A 16,146-nucleotide genomic window follows, 5' to 3' on the forward strand; every position below is an offset into this window, starting at 1 on the left:
ATTTGCAGGTATGCAAATGGCATGTAACCTGCTCCGATCCATAGGTGAACCTATGCCTGGCCACAAAGGATAATAATTATGAGTATCGAACGCACTCACCCCTTATTAGCTATCGCTGCTGTTCAACAGCGACCAACTAATGAAAGCGCCCAAGGCACCCGCAAAACCTCCGGCGTTACCTTACAAAGCAGCGATGCACAAGTAAAACTGAGCGAAGCACAAACAAAACTGGTTCAACCAAGCAGCCAGGATATCAATATCCAAAAGGTGCAAAAGTTGAAAGAAGCTATTGCTCAAGGAACGTTAAAAATGAACAGCGGTAAAATCGCAGACGCTTTGCTCAAAGAAGCCGCCGAAAACTTTCAGTACGATAAGAAATAATTGAACCCGCTATGGAAGCACTACAACAATTACTCGAACAGCAAGTGACCTATTTGACCTCGCTGACCCAAACTATGGCGGAAGAACAGCGTATTTTATGCGAGGGTTTTATTGAAGCACGAGATTTGCACCAGATAACAGAACGAAAAAATTTTTTGTTATCTGCGCTTAGCCATTCAGAACAGCAACGTCTTAATTTGAGCAAAGCGTTAAACATCATTGCGCCTTATGATAAGCAACCTTTGCTTGCTACATTATGGCAACAGATCGGCAAAGCGGTTACCCAGGTTCGTGATTTAAATACCCATAACGGTTCGTTGTTAACCCAGCATCTTGATTTGAATAGTAAAGCCATTGCTTTCCTAAAAAGTCATCATAGCCCCTCTCTTTACGGTTCAGACGGCCAGGCTGCTCGTCACGGCATGCTTTCCGGCCACAAAGTTCAGGTTTGATTCAGTGCATTACCGCCCATTGCGGTAGTGCCGTTTTTTTATTGTTTTGATCGTATTTGTAAGCACCACCTTCCTGTTCAAACCGAGCTTCGTATCTGCTCACGGAGCCCTCAAGCATGAATAATTCAAACGAAATGTACTGTGAAACGATTGTTGCAATCAGGGAAGAACGGATTAGCAAAAATCACCGTTTGTAAGCCAACGTAACAATTGATCAACAATAACGTTTTGCGTGTTGCAAAAATATACTGCAAAATAGGAATAAGTAACAACGGGGAATTATCAAAAATCAGGCTAATGGATTAACAGCGAGAACACCCTTCATTTCATTGATCTATCTTGGGAATAACACATTGATGCACAAGAAATTAAAAAAAAGCAAATCTAGCGGACAACAGGTGCCAAAAACGCCTCAGCAACAATTCAAAGCTTACTGGACGTCCATCGAGAAATACCAGTTGAAGATCGCCAAGCTACAACAGCAGCAAGACGAATTGTTCATGCGCTTTCAACAGGAGGTCTTACCGGTAGAGCATCAATATATGCAGTCCAGATATGATAAAGCGGCGCGGTTGCTTTCATTTGCCGATAAAAAATCGCTGGGGAAAAACCAGCGGAGAGAATTATTTTGCTGGATAGAAGAAGAGCTTGCTGAATTATGTACTTACCCCTTTAACGAAAACCTTGATCTCAATAAGTTGACCGATCACTTTTCCAATCTTCATGCGTTTAAAGAAGAAGAAATTCCGACACCAGAACAGATGGCTGATATCCGGCAGACTCTGGATGAATATTTTGATTTTAATGAAGAAATATCTGATGAAGAATTACTTGATATGATAAAAAGCCCTGAAAAAATGCGTGCTACCATAGAGCAGCATTTTCAACGGGAATCAGAACATTTCCACGATGAATATGATGCAGAAGAGACCTCTGACTTCGATCCTGCGACAGAAGACCAGAAAAAACTGGATTCTTTGTTTAAATCGCAGGAAGTGAGCCAAATGTATAGAAAAATAGCCAAGGTACTGCATCCGGATCGTGAACAGGATTTGGATGAGAAAAAGAAAAAAAACCAATTGATGGTACAGTTATCACAAGCCAAGAAAGATAATGATGTCTGGACGATAATAAACATGTACCACACGTACATTGATCCAACTTTCAGTTTTAACAGCCAGGATATATCCGACATCAATAAATTGCTCAAAGCACGTATAGACATATTAGCCAATGAGCTTAATCAGCTAAAAAAATCTGATTCGTTACCGGGCATGATTTGGCGCACACTGGGAGGCAACACATCGAAAGCAATAGAGAATAACCTCCGCGAACATTGCAAAAAATTGCGACAAAATATAGAAAACGAAATCCAACTGCGCGAAAGCCTACGCTCACTGACTGTACTAAAAAGCTACCTTGCAGAACGACGTGATGCCTTTGAATTTGAACAGGAAATTATCGATTATTTTTTCAAACAATATTGAATTCGCTGAGTCTGACGTAAATTTCAGCGGCTTACTTATATAGTTTACCGACCATTAGCCACGCACTGTGTCAGTGTATCACCACCCATTGTGGTAGTCCCATTTCCTTGTAATATATACAAAAAATGGGGCTATCCTAGATTAGACCATCATTTGATATTCTCAAAAACATAAACTGCACCGGCTTTGGATTTAGAATCGACACTTTCTGACGTTGCGCCAACAGCCAAACTCGTCCCTGCCTTATTCAGGCAGGCAGCCTTACCAAGACCCTTGAAATAGTCTGGAGGACCTGAAGGGTCCAGAATCTCAATAGGTGTTTCCATATTCCATTTATTATTCAGACAGGTATATACATACACACTGGAAGCCGCCCACACTACCAGACGATTTCCCACACCATTCAGTTCGATAGCGCTGCCAAAATACGTTACGCCGCTAGGAGCCGAAAACGTAATGGGATTTTCTTTATCCCAGATCCCATTTGTGCGCGTATACAGATAAACCTTCAAATTATCATCCGCCCCCACCGCCAGACGATCTCCCTCTGCATTCAGGCTAAAAGCCCTGCTAAGACCACGTGAGCTATCTTCAGGGGCCTCGAACTTAATGGGGTTTTCACTATCCCAGAGCCCATTCGTGCGTGTATACACATAAATCATGCCTCTTAGCTCGTAACTATCGTGGCAATGCACCGCCAGACAGTTTCCCGCAGCACTCAGGCGAGCAATCCAGCCAAACTCATAAGAATTCGAAGGGACCGGAAACTTAATGGGATTTTCTCTATCCCAGATCCCGTTCGTGCGTGTAAACATATGGAACGTAGAGTGGTATATGCCCCCAGCCACCAGACAGTCTCCTGCTGCGTTCAAGCTGACATTCACACCAAATAATTCACTGGCACCCGGAGCCGGAAACCAAACAGGATTTATTGCATCCCAGACGCCATTCGTGCGTGTATATACACCAACCATCTTTCCGCCATCAGCGGGCGCTCTATTTCCCAACGCCAAGCAATCTCCCGCTGCATCCAGACTGACATTAAATAAAGAGCTATAATATTCATTATGAATAAGCTCAAGCACAATAGGCGTTGTACTCCACTCACCACTCTTCCGGCGCGTATATACACAGACTTTATTACCCATCCCAACCGCTAAACAGTCTCCCGCAGCATTCATGCTAACAGAACCGCCGAAGGATTCATTCTTCTTAGGAGTGGGAGAAACAATACGCGTCATCATGGCGCGTTTCAAACCCAACACCTGCGTGATCTCCATCCGCTCCCGCCGCGATAAACTGAAAAAATCCGCAAACTGAACCTGCTGATCAGCATCCAATTTCAGATACCCTCCCCCATCAAAAGAGAGTCCACCTTCTGGTTTCAATGATAGCGCCAAAGCGCCTTTATTAGCGTTTAACCCGCCAGAATGGCGAGTGTTGAGGGCCAGTTTTCCTTTACCATCTCGTTTCAGCCCTGCGGTCGGACCATCACCCTGAGCGCCATCAATGATTTCATATGCCTTATATGCCTCATCAATCAAATGGGAAAAGGCTTCCGGCATAAGCCGCACACCAGACTTAAAACTCGCTTTCAATGAGTCAACGGTATTAATTTCTTTATCAATCATCACATTTCCCTCAAAAGCCAGCCGTATTAGATAGTCACCGTCATCTGTTTTCTGTCTTCTGTATGGGCATCAATTGATATTCTCAAAGATATAAACTGCACCGGCTTTGAGCTTAAAATCGACACTCTCTGACGTTGCGCTAACAACCAAACTCGTCCCCGCCTTATTCAGGCCGATAGGCCCACCAAAACCATTTAAATTATCTGAATTGCCTGAAGGGTTCAAAATCTCCATAGGTGTTTCCATATTCCACTTATCATTCAGACAGGTATACACATACACCCGGGAAGCCGCCCCCACTGCCAGACGATTCCCCGCAGCATTCAGTTCGAGAAAATCGCCAAAATATACGTCACTTGTAGGAGCCGAAAACTTAATGGGGTTTTCTCTATCCCAGACCCCATTCATGCGCGTATACAGATAAATCTCCCTAACAACATTAGTGGATTGATAAGAACTTGAACCCACCACCAGACGATCTCCCTCTGCATTCAGGCTAAAAACCTTGGTAAAACGACGTAATTCATCTTTAGGGGCCATAAACTTAATAGGGTTTTCGCTATCCCAGATCCCATTCGTGCGTGTATACACATAAATCGTGCTTATTGTGAAATCATCGTAACCATGCACCGCCAGACAGTTTCCTGCGGCACTCAGGCGGACAGCCTTGCCAAATTCATAAGAACTCGAAGGGACCGGAAACTTAATGGGATTTTCGCTATCCCAGATCCCGTTCGTGCGTGTAAACATATGGAACGTAGAATGTAACGCAGATTTGAATTCGCACCCAGTCACCAGACAATCTCCCGCTGCGCTCAAGCTGACACCCAGGCCAAAGAATTCAATGCGGCTCGGAGCCGGAAACCAAACGGGCTTTCTTACATTCCAGACGCCATTTGCACGCATATGTACACCAACCCTCTGTCTGAACCTATTTGCCAACGCTAGGCAATCTCCCGCCGCATTCAGACTGACATCCCATGAAGAATCACTTTGATAAGACTCAAGCACAATAGGCGTGCTTGTATTCCACTCACCACTCTTCCGGCGCGTATATATACAGATTTTAGTATTCATCCCAACCGCTAAACGGTCTCCCACCGCATTCAAGCTAACAGAATAGCCAAAAAATTCACGCGCCTCGGGAGAGAGAGTGGTAGAAACAATACGCGTCATCATGGTGCGTTTCAAACCCAATACCCGCGTGATCTCTATCCGTTCCCGCCGCGATAAACTGAAAAAATCCGCAAACTGAACCTGCTGATCAGCATCCAATTTCAGATACCCTCCCCCATCAAAAGAGAGTCCACCTTCTGGTTTCAATGATAGCGCCAAAGCCCCTTGTTCAAGGTTTAACCCACCAGAATGGTGAGTGTTGAGGGCCAGTTTTCCTTTACCATCCCGTTTCAACCCTGCGGTCAGGCCATCACCCTGAGCGCCATCAATGATTTCATATGCTTTATATGCTTCATCAATCAAATGAGAAAAGGCTTCTGGCATAAGCCGAACGCCAGACTTAAAACTCGCTTTCAATGAGTCAACAGTACTAATTTCTTTATCAGTCATCATATGTCCTCAAAAGCCGTATGAGACAATCACTGCCATCTGCCTTCTGTCATCCGTTTTCTGTCTTCTGTCCTCTATTTGATATCCTCAAAAACATAAACTGCACCAGCTTGGGATTTAGAATCGACACTCTCTGACTTTGAACCAACTGCCAAAATCGTCCCCGCCTTATTCAGGCTGACAGATCTACCAAAAGAACCTGAATTGCCAGAAGGGTCCAAAATCTCCGTAGGTGTTTCCATATTCCACTTATTATTCAGGCAGGTATACACATACACTCTGGCAGCCGCTCCCACTACCAGACGATCTCCCGCAGCATTCAGATCGAGAGAACGACCAAAATACGGTACGTCACTTGCAGGAGCCAGAAACTTAATAGGATTTTCTGTATCCCAGATCCCATTCGTGCGTGTATACACATAAACCACCGTACTTAATGTGAAATTATGGTCATCATGCACCGCCAGACAGTTTCCCGCAGCACTCAGGTCAACAGCCGTGCCAAACCGATAAGAACCCGAAGGGAGCGGAAACTTAATGGGATTTTCTCGATCCCAGATCCCGTTCGTGCGTGTATACATATGAACCGTAGTGGATTCTTCGCTTCCAGCTACCAGGCAGTCTCCCGCTGCGTTCACGCTAATACTCGCACCAAAGATTTCATAGCTGTTCGGGTCCGGAAACCAAACGGCCTTTCTCGCATCCCAGACGCCATTTGTGCGCATATGTACACCAACCCGCCTGCGGAAATCATCGGGCCTACTATTTGCCAATCCCAGGCAATCTCCCGCCGCATTCAGACTGACATTCCATGACGTGGTACTATAATGACGTTCAAAAGAATCAATCACAATAGGCGTGCTTGTACCCCACTCACCACGATTCCGGCGCATATATACATAGACTTTATCAGCCATCCCAACCGCTAAGCAGTCTCCCGCCGCATTCAGGCTAACAGAATAACCCAAGGACTCATACTCTTCGGGAGAGGGAGAAACAATACGCGTCACTATGGTGCGTTTTAAACCCAATAACTGCGCGATCTCCATCCGCTCCTGCCGCGATAAACTGAAAAAATCCGCAAACTGAACCTGCCGATCGGCAACCAATTTCAGATACCCTCCCCCACCAAAAGAGAGCCCACCTTCTGGCTTCAATGATAGCGCCAAAGCGCCTTGATTAGGGTTCAACCCGCCAGAATGGTGAGTGTTGAGGGCCAGTTTTCCTTTGCTATCTCGTTTCAGCCCTGCGATCGGGCCATCACCCTGAGCGCCATCAATGATTTCATATGCCTTATATGCCTCATCAATTAAGTGGGAAAAGGCTTCAGGCATAAGTCGCACACCAGACTTAAAACTCACTTTCAATGAGTCAACAGTACTAATTTCTTTATCAGTCATAATATGTCCTCAAAAGCCGTATTAGACAGTCACCGTCATCTGTTCTCTGTCCTCCGTTTTCTGTCCTCTGTCTTCATTTGACATTCTCAAAGATACAAACTGCACCAGCTTCAGGCGCAGAACCAACCTTGGTTAAAACCGCACCAACCGCCAAACTCGTCCCTAACTTATTCAAACTGACAGCCTTACCAAAACCATTTACATTATCTAAATTGCCTGAAGGGTCCAAAATCTCGATAGGTGTTTCCATATTCCATTTACCATTCAGATAGGTATACACATACACCCGGGAAGCCGCCCCCACTGCCAGACGGTCTCCCGCATCATTCAGTTTGATAGCGCAGCCAAAATACGTTACGCCACTTGCAGGAGCCGAAAATTTAATGGGATTTTGTGTATCCCAGATCCCATTCGTGCGCGTATACAGATAAACCTTCCCATTAATAATGGGTGAATCATCATCCGCCCCCACCGCCAAACGATCTCCCTCTGCATTCAGGCTAAAAACCTTGCCAAAACCGGGTGAGCTATCTCCAGGGGGATGGAACCTAATGTAGCTTTCACCCCAAGTCCCATTCGTGCGTGTATACACATAAACCGTGTTTCGTGCGGGATGATAAGAATAGTTTCCATACACTGCCAGGCAGTTTCCCGAGGCACTCAGACAAATCGTGGTAACCCCGTTACCAACATCCGTAAAACGAAGCTGAATGGGGTTTTCTTTGTCCCAAATCCCATTTGTGCGTGTATACACATAGAACGTATAGTCCCCCATTACCACCAGACAGTTTCCTGCTGCACTCAAGCTGACACTCACACCATAGTTTCCATAAGAACGCGCGATCGGAAACACAATGGGATTTTTTGTATCCCAGATACCATTCGTGCGCGTATACACACAAACCTCCACTTTTTGATTACCAGTTTCATCTGAGTATCCCACTGCCAGGTTATCTCCCTCCGCATCCAGACTGACATTCCATGAAGCACTGCGATATTTATCACCATAAGCCTCAAACACAATGGGCGTGCTTGTATTCCACCACTCATCCTTCCGGCACATATACAAATAGAGTACTTTCCCCATCCCAACCACTAAGCAATCTCCCGCCGCGTTCAAGCTAACAGAAGTGCCAAAGCGTTCATTCTCTTTAGGGGAAGGAGCAACAATACGCGTCATCTTGGTGTTGGTACTGCGTTTCAAACCCAACAACTGTGCGATCTCCATCCGCTCCCGCCGCGATAAACTGAAAAAATCGGCAAACTGAACTTGCCGATCGGCATCCAATTTCAGACGCCTTCCTCCATCAAAAGAAAACCCACCGTCTGGCTTTAGTGACAACGCCAAAGCCCTCTGTTCAAGGTTTAACCCGCCAGAATGGTGAGTGTTGAGGGCCAGTTTTACTTTGTCATCTCGTTTCAGCCCTGCGGTCGGGCCATCACCCTTATCACCATCAATGATTTCATATGCCTTATATGCCTCATCAATCAAGAGGGAAAATGCTTCAGGCGTGGGCGGAACACCGGACTTAAAACTCGCTTTCAATGAGTCAACAGAACTAATTTCTTTATCAGTCATAATATTTCCTCAAAAGCCGTATTAGACAGTCACCGTCATCTGTTTTCTGTTCCCTGTTTTCTGCCTTTTGTCTCAGCATTCAATAACAACCCGGCAATTTGTTTCCGTGTCTCCTCAGGAAGCAATTTAAAAGCTTGTGCTGAAACCGCTACAGTACCATCCACCGACAACGCCCCAGATTTATCCAACATCAATCCCCCATTGGGCTGTAGCCTTAACGCAAGCCCTCCCGGTTCCACCGCGATGCCATCGCCAGTCTTAACCGCCAAACGGTTATCGATAATCTGCAATCCGACCCCCGGATGATAAGCTTGATCACCATCCTGCCAACCAAAAAGCTGTCGCCACAATGTGGCCCAATCAATCAGTGAATAAAATGCCGCCTCAGTCGGGATCTTGCCAGGGGCGAAGTGGGTACTAAGCTGGCTGACCGTTTCATCTGTTATCTCTTTCGCCATCGTCTTTTCCTCATTTAGCTAGTCGTAAAGGTAAACTTTCCCTTCTCCACTTTTCCAGCCACTGGCACCAATCGCCAACGTATTGCCGTCACCGCTAAGACAAACACCGGCACCAAATTTATGGTTTGATTCCCCATCCAGCTCCAGTAACCTGCCCTGCATAATCCATTGTTCATCCTGATAGCTAAACCACCATACCGCACCGGTTTGCACACCTGTGTCATTTTTACCAACAGGTGTTGACACCACCAGTATCTGGCCGTCACTACTCAAAGACAACTCGCTGCCAAACCTTTCTCCGGCTGTCACCGCTTCTCTCAGTATCCCTATAACTTGCCATCCATTACGATGACGCTGGTACAAATAAACCGCACCAATATTGCCCTTCTCTCCCGGACACCCCACCGCCAAAATATCGCCGCTATCGCTCAGGCTGAGACTGGCGCCAAAATCGTCATTGCTGATGGTTAAAGGCGAAGTCAGCGAATTGAGTGGCAGTTGCGGCTGCCAGTATTCCCCATGACGATGAAATATCGTCACTTCACCATTACCATTACGCCCCGTTGCCGCCACTGCCAAGGTTGAACCATCCGCACTCAAGCTTAGTTTGCCGCCAAACATATCGCCCTGTGCCGGAGAAGCTAAGGTCAGACGCTCACCAAGCTGTGACCATTTCTTCCCGTCATACTGATAAAGATACACTGCGCCGCAGTTAGCCAATAAACCCGATCTCCAGCCATAAGAGCCTACCGCTAATAGTGTGCCATCCGCGCTCAAGCTCACAGCGCAACCGAAATGCTGCTGAACGTTCGCCTCACTAAGCCAAAGTTTGGCCGATTTTTCCCACGCGCCATTTGCCAATCTGTGATAAACGAACACTGAGCCATGCCCGCCATCACTGTTTCGGTTATCAATACCCACCGCAAGAACATTACCATTTCGATTCAGACTTAGCGCTCTGCCGCCATAACCACTGACGTAATCAGCGAATTGCTGCCGCCAACCGTTATCGGTATAAGAAAATAGATATACAGGTTCCTTAGCCTCTGCCCCACTAAGCGCGATAGTTTTCCCATCGCCGCTGACACTGACAACAGCGCCAAGGTTTTTATTGTTACCATTAGTCGGCAAATCAAACGCGGGCAATTGCACCTTACTGGCTGCCATCTCCTCAGCATGAATCAGCCAACGGTAAAGTTCTCGTTGTTGTTCCTCTGTAAAACTCTCAAACAATTCCAGCGACAATTTAAAGTCAGGGCGTAACCCCAATTCGCCATTAATAAACTGTAAGCCGCTGTCCTTATCAATATTGACCGCAATTTCACGGTCTTCCCCGATATGCATCCCTTCTCCGGGATTCACTAAGAGTAAATTCACCTCATCCAGATCTCGGTTTAATCCTGCCCCTGGATTATTATCGACCTGACTAGGGTCCAGCCCGGCCAAACGCCGGCCTTCCGCCGCTATTTGCACCAATTGAGTATAATTTTCACTTTTCGGCAAAGAATATAATTTAAACCAAGACTTAACTTCTTCTTTATCCAACAAATTATTTTCGCTGGATGTAGATATCTTATTGTGAGCCATTGATACCTCCAATGCAGAATGACAGATAAATTAACGTTGCCACACCTCGTTCTATTCTTTTACTTTCGAGATAAACAATATCCTGCCTTTATCCCCCGCTTGACGTTTCTCTTCATTCTAACTGGCCGCTTTACCGATAAACTTTGCCGAATCGTCTGGCATGGCGATATATTTACCCCCCGAACCGGGCATTCCTTCTCTTGGTACAAACAGTACTTCTGCGGCTTTTAGCTGTTCGTAGTCTTTCTTACTCCAGAAAAGCTCTTTATCGGCAAACTTCGCCAAATCGTCTGGCGTGGCAACATGTTTAATCCCCACACCGCGTATTTTTTCTGCCGGTATAAACAACACCCTTACAACTTCTATCTGTTCGTAGGTTTCCTCACTCCAGTAACCCTCTTCATCGACAAACCTCACCAAATCACCGGGCGTGGCGACATATTTAATTCCCAGGCCAAGTGAAATCTCTCCCGCTGGTGTAAACAACACTTCGGCAGTTTTCATCTGTTCATAGGTTTCTTCATTCCAGAAGAGCGATTGATCGGCAAACTTCGCCAAATCGTCGGGTGTGGCAACATGTATCACGACAATATCTTCTTGATATAGCGGCGGTTCGGTGGACATAATGTTCCCCCTATTAATAAAGTCAGACCTTGGTTATGTGTTATAGCTGAAACTATCCTCGGCAGACTCGCTTCCGATAACACTTATTTAATATTTAACTTGACTACGTTATTCGTTTTTCGTATGAAACAATCAGCTATATTTAAGCATTATAGAAAAGTGAGTTTTTGCCAGCCATTTAATAAAATTTTAATTACTTTTTTTTAAAAATCTCACATAAAAAAGTATCGTTTAAACAATATTCCACTGGTATCGCAATAACCATTAATTTAATTATATTTAAACTAATCAACCAAAGACTTTATTAGAGAAAACATAATAATCAATGATGTTTATAAATGTTACGTATTTATACCAAGACATCTCACTGCCACATAATAAAAACATTTGGCAAATCAGACTAAATACAACAATTAAAAATAACTTTTCCAATATAACTAACAATCCATTTAAATGAAGAAGTTTATTAGTTAATTGTAAGGAATTAAAAATATAGAGATTTAAAATTAACAAAATATAAAAATAGACATCATTCTCCAGATTTATATATTTGATAATAGGGTTAGTAATATGGAGCATGAGAGTTACCTGGCGTTTTATTTAAGATTTCAAATCTATACTAAAACCGGTAACTCTCAATTTTTCAAGGTGCTGTATCAGCTCAAGTTGCGCTTAATACACATTAAATTAATTTAATCGATCATTTTCCAAATATCTTGGTTTTAGCTGGTATTCCATCTGAAAATTTTGTACCACTCCAGTCTATCTGATTAGGCGGTATGCCGAACTTTTTCCATGTCAAATTAACCGGTACTCCAAGTATGCATGCAGCAATAAATCGATGTTGGCCATCCATGATATGGGTAAGTCCTGTCCGGCTATTGTGCCAGACAACGATTGATATTGGATTTCCCTTTGTTTTGAAGTTTGCTATTTTTTCGTCAACAACTTTTTGAAAAACTTCTGCCTGAGCGGGTAGTGGTGCGGAATTCCCAATATCTCTTCGTCCTACAGGGCTGCCTTTTAATATTGACGTGTCATATGTACCCTCATTTCCTTTTAGTTGAGGTCCGTTTGCTGTTTTTCTTAATGTTACGGGATTTAACATATTTTTATACATATTTAACTCTCATCCTTTTGAATTGTTTAGGGCATCCGATATTACTGAATTTTCTTTTTTCGTCACCCAATTCTGTGTATTATTTTTTATCTTTCCTTTATCATTATTTTATTCAGCACTCGACTATTTAGTCCGTTATTTATTATTCTCACTCAGTATAATTTGATCTGTTTTTTAGCTATTTAAAAAACTTTTTTAACATCAGCTACGGACATAATATCATCATTTATGAATTTCAAATAAAAAGTATATTGGAAATAAATAACATATAGATTATGTCCATTATTTATATTCATCCAAGATGGAAAAGTTAAAATAAATACATTTAAAGAAATGTTATTATACAAAGGAATTAATTGATATAAATATGCTGTTTTCTCATAAATAACAGTTTAGTTCAGAAAAATAACAATGGGGTATTCTTATTAGTTATAAAATTAACTGTTTTGGTATAATTTGTGACTTTCCAGACCTCAATTAATAGTTTTATGTATACCCTATGGATTTCAAGATGATTATAGCAGGCCATTTTGGAAGAAATGGCCCACTATTCTATTGATACCGCTATCAGTTACCACCAATGGTCGCGGTCATACGAATTTGACGGTTATCGCTGATTTCAAGATTAGATAAAACCACTAATTGAGGCAAAGTTCTACGCAAGAAACGCGATAACAGCGGGCGTAATGCATGATTGACCAACAGTACCGGAGGCGCGCCCAGCATTTCTTGGCGTTGCAGTGCTTCCGTCGCCTGCCGTTGTAAGTTATCCGCCAATCCGGGTTCCAGACCACCGCCATTTTGTAACGCCTGAATTAACAAGCGCTCAAGGCCCGCATCCAATCCGATGACCTGAATTTCCTGTGCGCCGGGGAACCACTGTTGAGCAATTGCCCGGCCAAGCGCGATTCTAACCAAAGATGTCAATTCATAAGGATCAGTTTGTCCAGGTGCATGTTCAGCCAAGGTTTCAATAATTGTCCGCATGTCTCGAATCGGCACTTGTTCAGACAATAGATTTTGCAGCACTTTATGCAAGGTCGTCAGATTAACAACATCAGGAATAAAGTCTTCCGTCAGTTTAGGCATCTCCTGGCTGACCCGCTCAAACAGTTGCTGAGCTTCCTGACGACCAAATAACTCATTCGCATATTGCGTCAACAGGTGATTCATATGGGTCGCAACCACCGTACTGGCGGCAACCACAGTGTATCCTTGAACCTGAGCTTGTTCTCTGAGGCTATCATCAATCCAAACCGCAGACAGACCAAAAGCGGGATCTTTGGTAATATCACCTTGCAATTCCCCTACAGCTCCACCGGGATTAATCGCTAGCCAGCGCCCCGGATGCGCTTCACCACGACCAATTTCTACCCCTTTCATCAGAATACGGTAGCCCGCCGGAGCGAGTTCAAGGTTGTCCCGGATATGAACAACCGGCGGTAAATATCCCATCTCCTGAGCAAATTTTTTACGAATGCCGCTGATTCGCCCCAGTAATTCACCATTTTGCCGAAAATCAACCATCGGGATCAGGCGATATCCCACTTCCATCCCCAAAGGATCTTCAAGCTGAACGTCAGACCATGAAGCCTCTGATGCCTGTTGCTGCTCTTCTATTTTTGGTTTTTCTGTGTTTATTGCCGGCGCATCAGTGCGGCGATATAAATACCAGCCAAGACCAGCTAATGCCGCGGTAAATAACAGGAAAACAAAATTGGGCATTCCCGGTACCATGCCCAACAATCCAAGAACACCCGCACTCAACATCATCACTCTGGGATTGTTGAACAGTTGAGTCACCATCTGCTGACCAACGTCCTGATCCGTTGCTACACGGGTAACAATAACACCAGCCGCAGTAGAAATAATGAGAGCAGGTAACTGTGCAACCAAACCATCACCAATGGTTAACAAGGTATACGCTTCTCCCGCATCCCCCAGACTCATACCATGTTGGGCCACACCAACAATTAAGCCACCAACGACGTTGATAACTAAGATCATCAATCCCGCAATCGCGTCGCCGCGCACAAACTTACTGGCACCATCCATCGAACCATAAAAATCCGATTCCTGTGTCACCTCAGCACGGCGTTTCTTCGCTTCTTCTTCACCAATTAATCCGGCATTTAAATCGGCATCAATTGCCATCTGTTTACCTGGCATGCCATCCAACACAAAACGGGCACCCACTTCGGCAATCCGCCCTGCACCTTTAGTAATGACCATAAAGTTAATCAATACCAAGATGATAAATACCACAATACCGATAGCGAAGTTGCCACCAACCAGAAAATGGCCAAATGCCTCCACAACGTGCCCGGCTGCCGCAGAACCCGTATGCCCTTCCAATAAAATGATACGGGTTGAAGCTACGTTAAGAGATAAGCGCAATAACGTGGAGAACAGCAAAATGGTCGGAAACGCGGCAAAATCTAGCGTACGCCGGGTAAACATCGCCACCAGCAACACCATGATTGATAACGCTATGTTAAACGTAAACAGCAAATCCAGCATGAATGGCGGCAATGGCAATACCATCATCGACAAAATCAAGAGGATCAATACCGGCCCGGCAAGCATTTGCCATTGCGAGCCTTTCATATTGCCCGGTAAACGAAGTATAGAGGCCAGATTAGCCATGACGATTATTTTCTCCAGCAAAATCCAGTGCTGGCGGCACTGGCAGATTTTCAGGTTTCTTCGGCTTCAAGCCGCCTTCCCGTTTCCAACGTTTCAATTGATAAACCCAGGCAATGACTTCCGCGACGGCTGCATAAAGTGTCGCGGGAATATGCCCGCCGACTTCACTATGGCGATAAAGCGCTCTGGCAAGTGGCGGTGCCTCAAGTAATGGAATGCGGTTTTCTGTACCTATTTCCTTAATACGTAAAGCAATTAGCCCCGCCCCTTTCGCCAATACTTTTGGCGCACTCATCGCTTTTTCGTCATATTTCAACGCAACAGCATAGTGAGTTGGGTTGGTGACAATCACATCCGCTTTCGGTACATCCGCCATCATACGCTGACGGGCAGCCGCCCGCTGTTGCTGACGGATACGCGCTTTAACATGTGGGTCCCCCTCTTGTTCTTTAAATTCATCCTTTATTTCCTGCCGGGTCATTCTCAGTTTTTTCAAGTGGCTGTATATCTGATAAACAACATCGAAAGCCACCATCGGTATCAACATGAAAACCACCACATAACCGGCGAATATCAGCATTTGCATAGCATCATCCAGCGCCAACAATGGCGGTTGAGCTATAAGCCGTAACATGGCAGGCCAGTTCATCCAAAGGAATAAAGCAGCACCAATACCGACAAATCCCGCTTTAAGTAGTGCTTTGAATAATTCCGCCAACGCATTCATTGAAAAAATACGTTTCAGGCCAGAAATGGGATTCAATTTTTTTGGATCAAATTTGATGGATTTGGTACTGAATACTAATCCACCCAATAGCGCTGGGGCGCTTAACGCAACTAACACTAATCCAGCGAAAACCGGCAACAGGGCCAAAACAGCCTGTTGTAGCAACCTGCCAATCTGTTGCACCATCTGCTTATCATTGCTGACCATACTGTGATCAAAGCTAAACCCTTCAAATACCATCAACGACAATTCATGCGTCATTGACTGACCACTCATCCAGAGCAAACTTAAACCACTGGTCAACATCAAGATAGAACTCAGCTCTCTGGAGCGGACTATCTGCCCCTCTTTTCGGGCTTTTTCCCGCTTATGAGGCGTGGGTTCTTCTGTTTTCTCAAGATCGCTATCTTCAGCCACGGCTTTCCTTGTCAGATTTTCAAACGCTATCGATCAGAAAATATGGAATCAAATGGCGGTTAGCATGACAA

The 16,146-nt window shown here is 44.6% G+C and carries 13 protein-coding genes; 3 read left to right on the top strand and 10 right to left on the bottom strand.

Annotated features, from left to right (window positions below; all coding sequences use genetic code 11):
- Positions 1–78: 78 nt before the first annotated feature.
- The 3 genes from flgM to EAE91_RS03705 all read left to right on the top strand — a co-directional run bounded on the left by flgM (position 79) and on the right by EAE91_RS03705 (position 2,320).
- Entirely contained in the window at positions 79–381 is a 303-nt protein-coding gene (flgM, locus tag EAE91_RS03695) for a flagellar biosynthesis anti-sigma factor FlgM (protein WP_036807414.1), read from the top strand.
- Between the two features lie 11 nt (positions 382–392).
- The gene (locus tag EAE91_RS03700) at positions 393–833 is read left to right on the top strand and encodes a flagella synthesis protein FlgN (RefSeq protein WP_214087312.1); all 441 of its coding nucleotides are present in this window, start codon (positions 393–395) and stop codon (positions 831–833) included.
- 356 nt (positions 834–1,189) lie between these two features.
- Positions 1,190–2,320, top strand: coding sequence for a hypothetical protein (locus tag EAE91_RS03705; protein ID WP_214087313.1), 1,131 nt, complete (start codon positions 1,190–1,192; stop codon positions 2,318–2,320).
- 149 nt (positions 2,321–2,469) lie between these two features.
- Here the strand turns inward: EAE91_RS03705 and EAE91_RS03710 are convergent, their stop codons facing one another.
- The 10 genes from EAE91_RS03710 to flhB form a co-directional block, all read right to left on the bottom strand.
- Positions 2,470–3,954: a hypothetical protein gene (locus EAE91_RS03710; RefSeq protein ID WP_214087314.1), complete on the bottom strand. Its 1,485-nt coding sequence runs from the start codon at positions 3,952–3,954 to the stop codon at positions 2,470–2,472.
- 66 nt (positions 3,955–4,020) lie between these two features.
- Positions 4,021–5,520, bottom strand: a complete 1,500-nt coding sequence (locus EAE91_RS03715; protein WP_214087315.1) for a hypothetical protein — start codon at positions 5,518–5,520, stop codon at positions 4,021–4,023.
- Between the two features lie 71 nt (positions 5,521–5,591).
- Positions 5,592–6,920: a WD40 repeat domain-containing protein gene (locus EAE91_RS03720; protein WP_214087416.1), complete on the bottom strand. Its 1,329-nt coding sequence runs from the start codon at positions 6,918–6,920 to the stop codon at positions 5,592–5,594.
- 70 nt (positions 6,921–6,990) lie between these two features.
- Complete coding sequence (locus EAE91_RS03725; protein WP_244868652.1) at positions 6,991–8,496, bottom strand: WD40 repeat domain-containing protein; 1,506 nt, start codon at positions 8,494–8,496, stop codon at positions 6,991–6,993.
- A gap of 35 nt (positions 8,497–8,531) precedes the next feature.
- Positions 8,532–8,954: a hypothetical protein gene (locus EAE91_RS03730; protein ID WP_036775748.1), complete on the bottom strand. Its 423-nt coding sequence runs from the start codon at positions 8,952–8,954 to the stop codon at positions 8,532–8,534.
- An 18-nt stretch (positions 8,955–8,972) separates the two neighbouring features.
- Positions 8,973–10,541 (bottom strand): WD40 repeat domain-containing protein, encoded by a 1,569-nt coding sequence (locus EAE91_RS03735; protein WP_214087316.1) that lies wholly within the window; start codon positions 10,539–10,541, stop codon positions 8,973–8,975.
- A gap of 117 nt (positions 10,542–10,658) precedes the next feature.
- Positions 10,659–11,165 carry a hypothetical protein gene (locus EAE91_RS03740; protein WP_214087317.1) on the bottom strand — a complete coding sequence of 169 codons (507 nt, stop codon included), beginning with the start codon at positions 11,163–11,165 and terminating at the stop codon, positions 10,659–10,661.
- 700 nt (positions 11,166–11,865) lie between these two features.
- Positions 11,866–12,285, bottom strand: a complete 420-nt coding sequence (locus tag EAE91_RS03745; protein ID WP_011146161.1) for a hypothetical protein — start codon at positions 12,283–12,285, stop codon at positions 11,866–11,868.
- A gap of 567 nt (positions 12,286–12,852) precedes the next feature.
- Positions 12,853–14,931, bottom strand: a complete 2,079-nt coding sequence (gene flhA, locus EAE91_RS03750) for a flagellar biosynthesis protein FlhA (protein ID WP_214087318.1) — start codon at positions 14,929–14,931, stop codon at positions 12,853–12,855.
- The gene (flhB, locus tag EAE91_RS03755) at positions 14,924–16,075 is read right to left on the bottom strand and encodes a flagellar biosynthesis protein FlhB (RefSeq protein WP_214087319.1); all 1,152 of its coding nucleotides are present in this window, start codon (positions 16,073–16,075) and stop codon (positions 14,924–14,926) included. The genes flhA and flhB overlap by 8 nt, the downstream gene beginning before the upstream one ends.
- Positions 16,076–16,146 lie beyond the last annotated feature (71 nt).

The sequence above is a fragment of the Photorhabdus noenieputensis genome, from assembly GCF_018448935.1.
GTDB classification, from domain to species: Bacteria; Pseudomonadota; Gammaproteobacteria; order Enterobacterales; family Enterobacteriaceae; genus Photorhabdus; species Photorhabdus noenieputensis.

Excerpts from the sequence above, each read along its gene's own strand:
- flhA (WP_214087318.1), bottom strand. The coding sequence starts at position 14,931 with ATGGCTAATCTGGCCTCTATACTTCGTTTACCGGGCAATATGAAAGGC.
- EAE91_RS03725 (WP_244868652.1), bottom strand. The coding sequence starts at position 8,496 with ATGACTGATAAAGAAATTAGTTCTGTTGACTCATTGAAAGCGAGTTTT.
- EAE91_RS03730 (WP_036775748.1), bottom strand. The coding sequence starts at position 8,954 with ATGGCGAAAGAGATAACAGATGAAACGGTCAGCCAGCTTAGTACCCAC.
- EAE91_RS03745 (WP_011146161.1), bottom strand. The coding sequence starts at position 12,285 with ATGTATAAAAATATGTTAAATCCCGTAACATTAAGAAAAACAGCAAAC.
- flgM (WP_036807414.1), top strand. The coding sequence starts at position 79 with ATGAGTATCGAACGCACTCACCCCTTATTAGCTATCGCTGCTGTTCAA.
- EAE91_RS03735 (WP_214087316.1), bottom strand. The coding sequence starts at position 10,541 with ATGGCTCACAATAAGATATCTACATCCAGCGAAAATAATTTGTTGGAT.
- EAE91_RS03700 (WP_214087312.1), top strand. The coding sequence starts at position 393 with ATGGAAGCACTACAACAATTACTCGAACAGCAAGTGACCTATTTGACC.
- EAE91_RS03740 (WP_214087317.1), bottom strand. The coding sequence starts at position 11,165 with ATGTCCACCGAACCGCCGCTATATCAAGAAGATATTGTCGTGATACAT.
- EAE91_RS03705 (WP_214087313.1), top strand. The coding sequence starts at position 1,190 with ATGCACAAGAAATTAAAAAAAAGCAAATCTAGCGGACAACAGGTGCCA.
- EAE91_RS03715 (WP_214087315.1), bottom strand. The coding sequence starts at position 5,520 with ATGATGACTGATAAAGAAATTAGTACTGTTGACTCATTGAAAGCGAGT.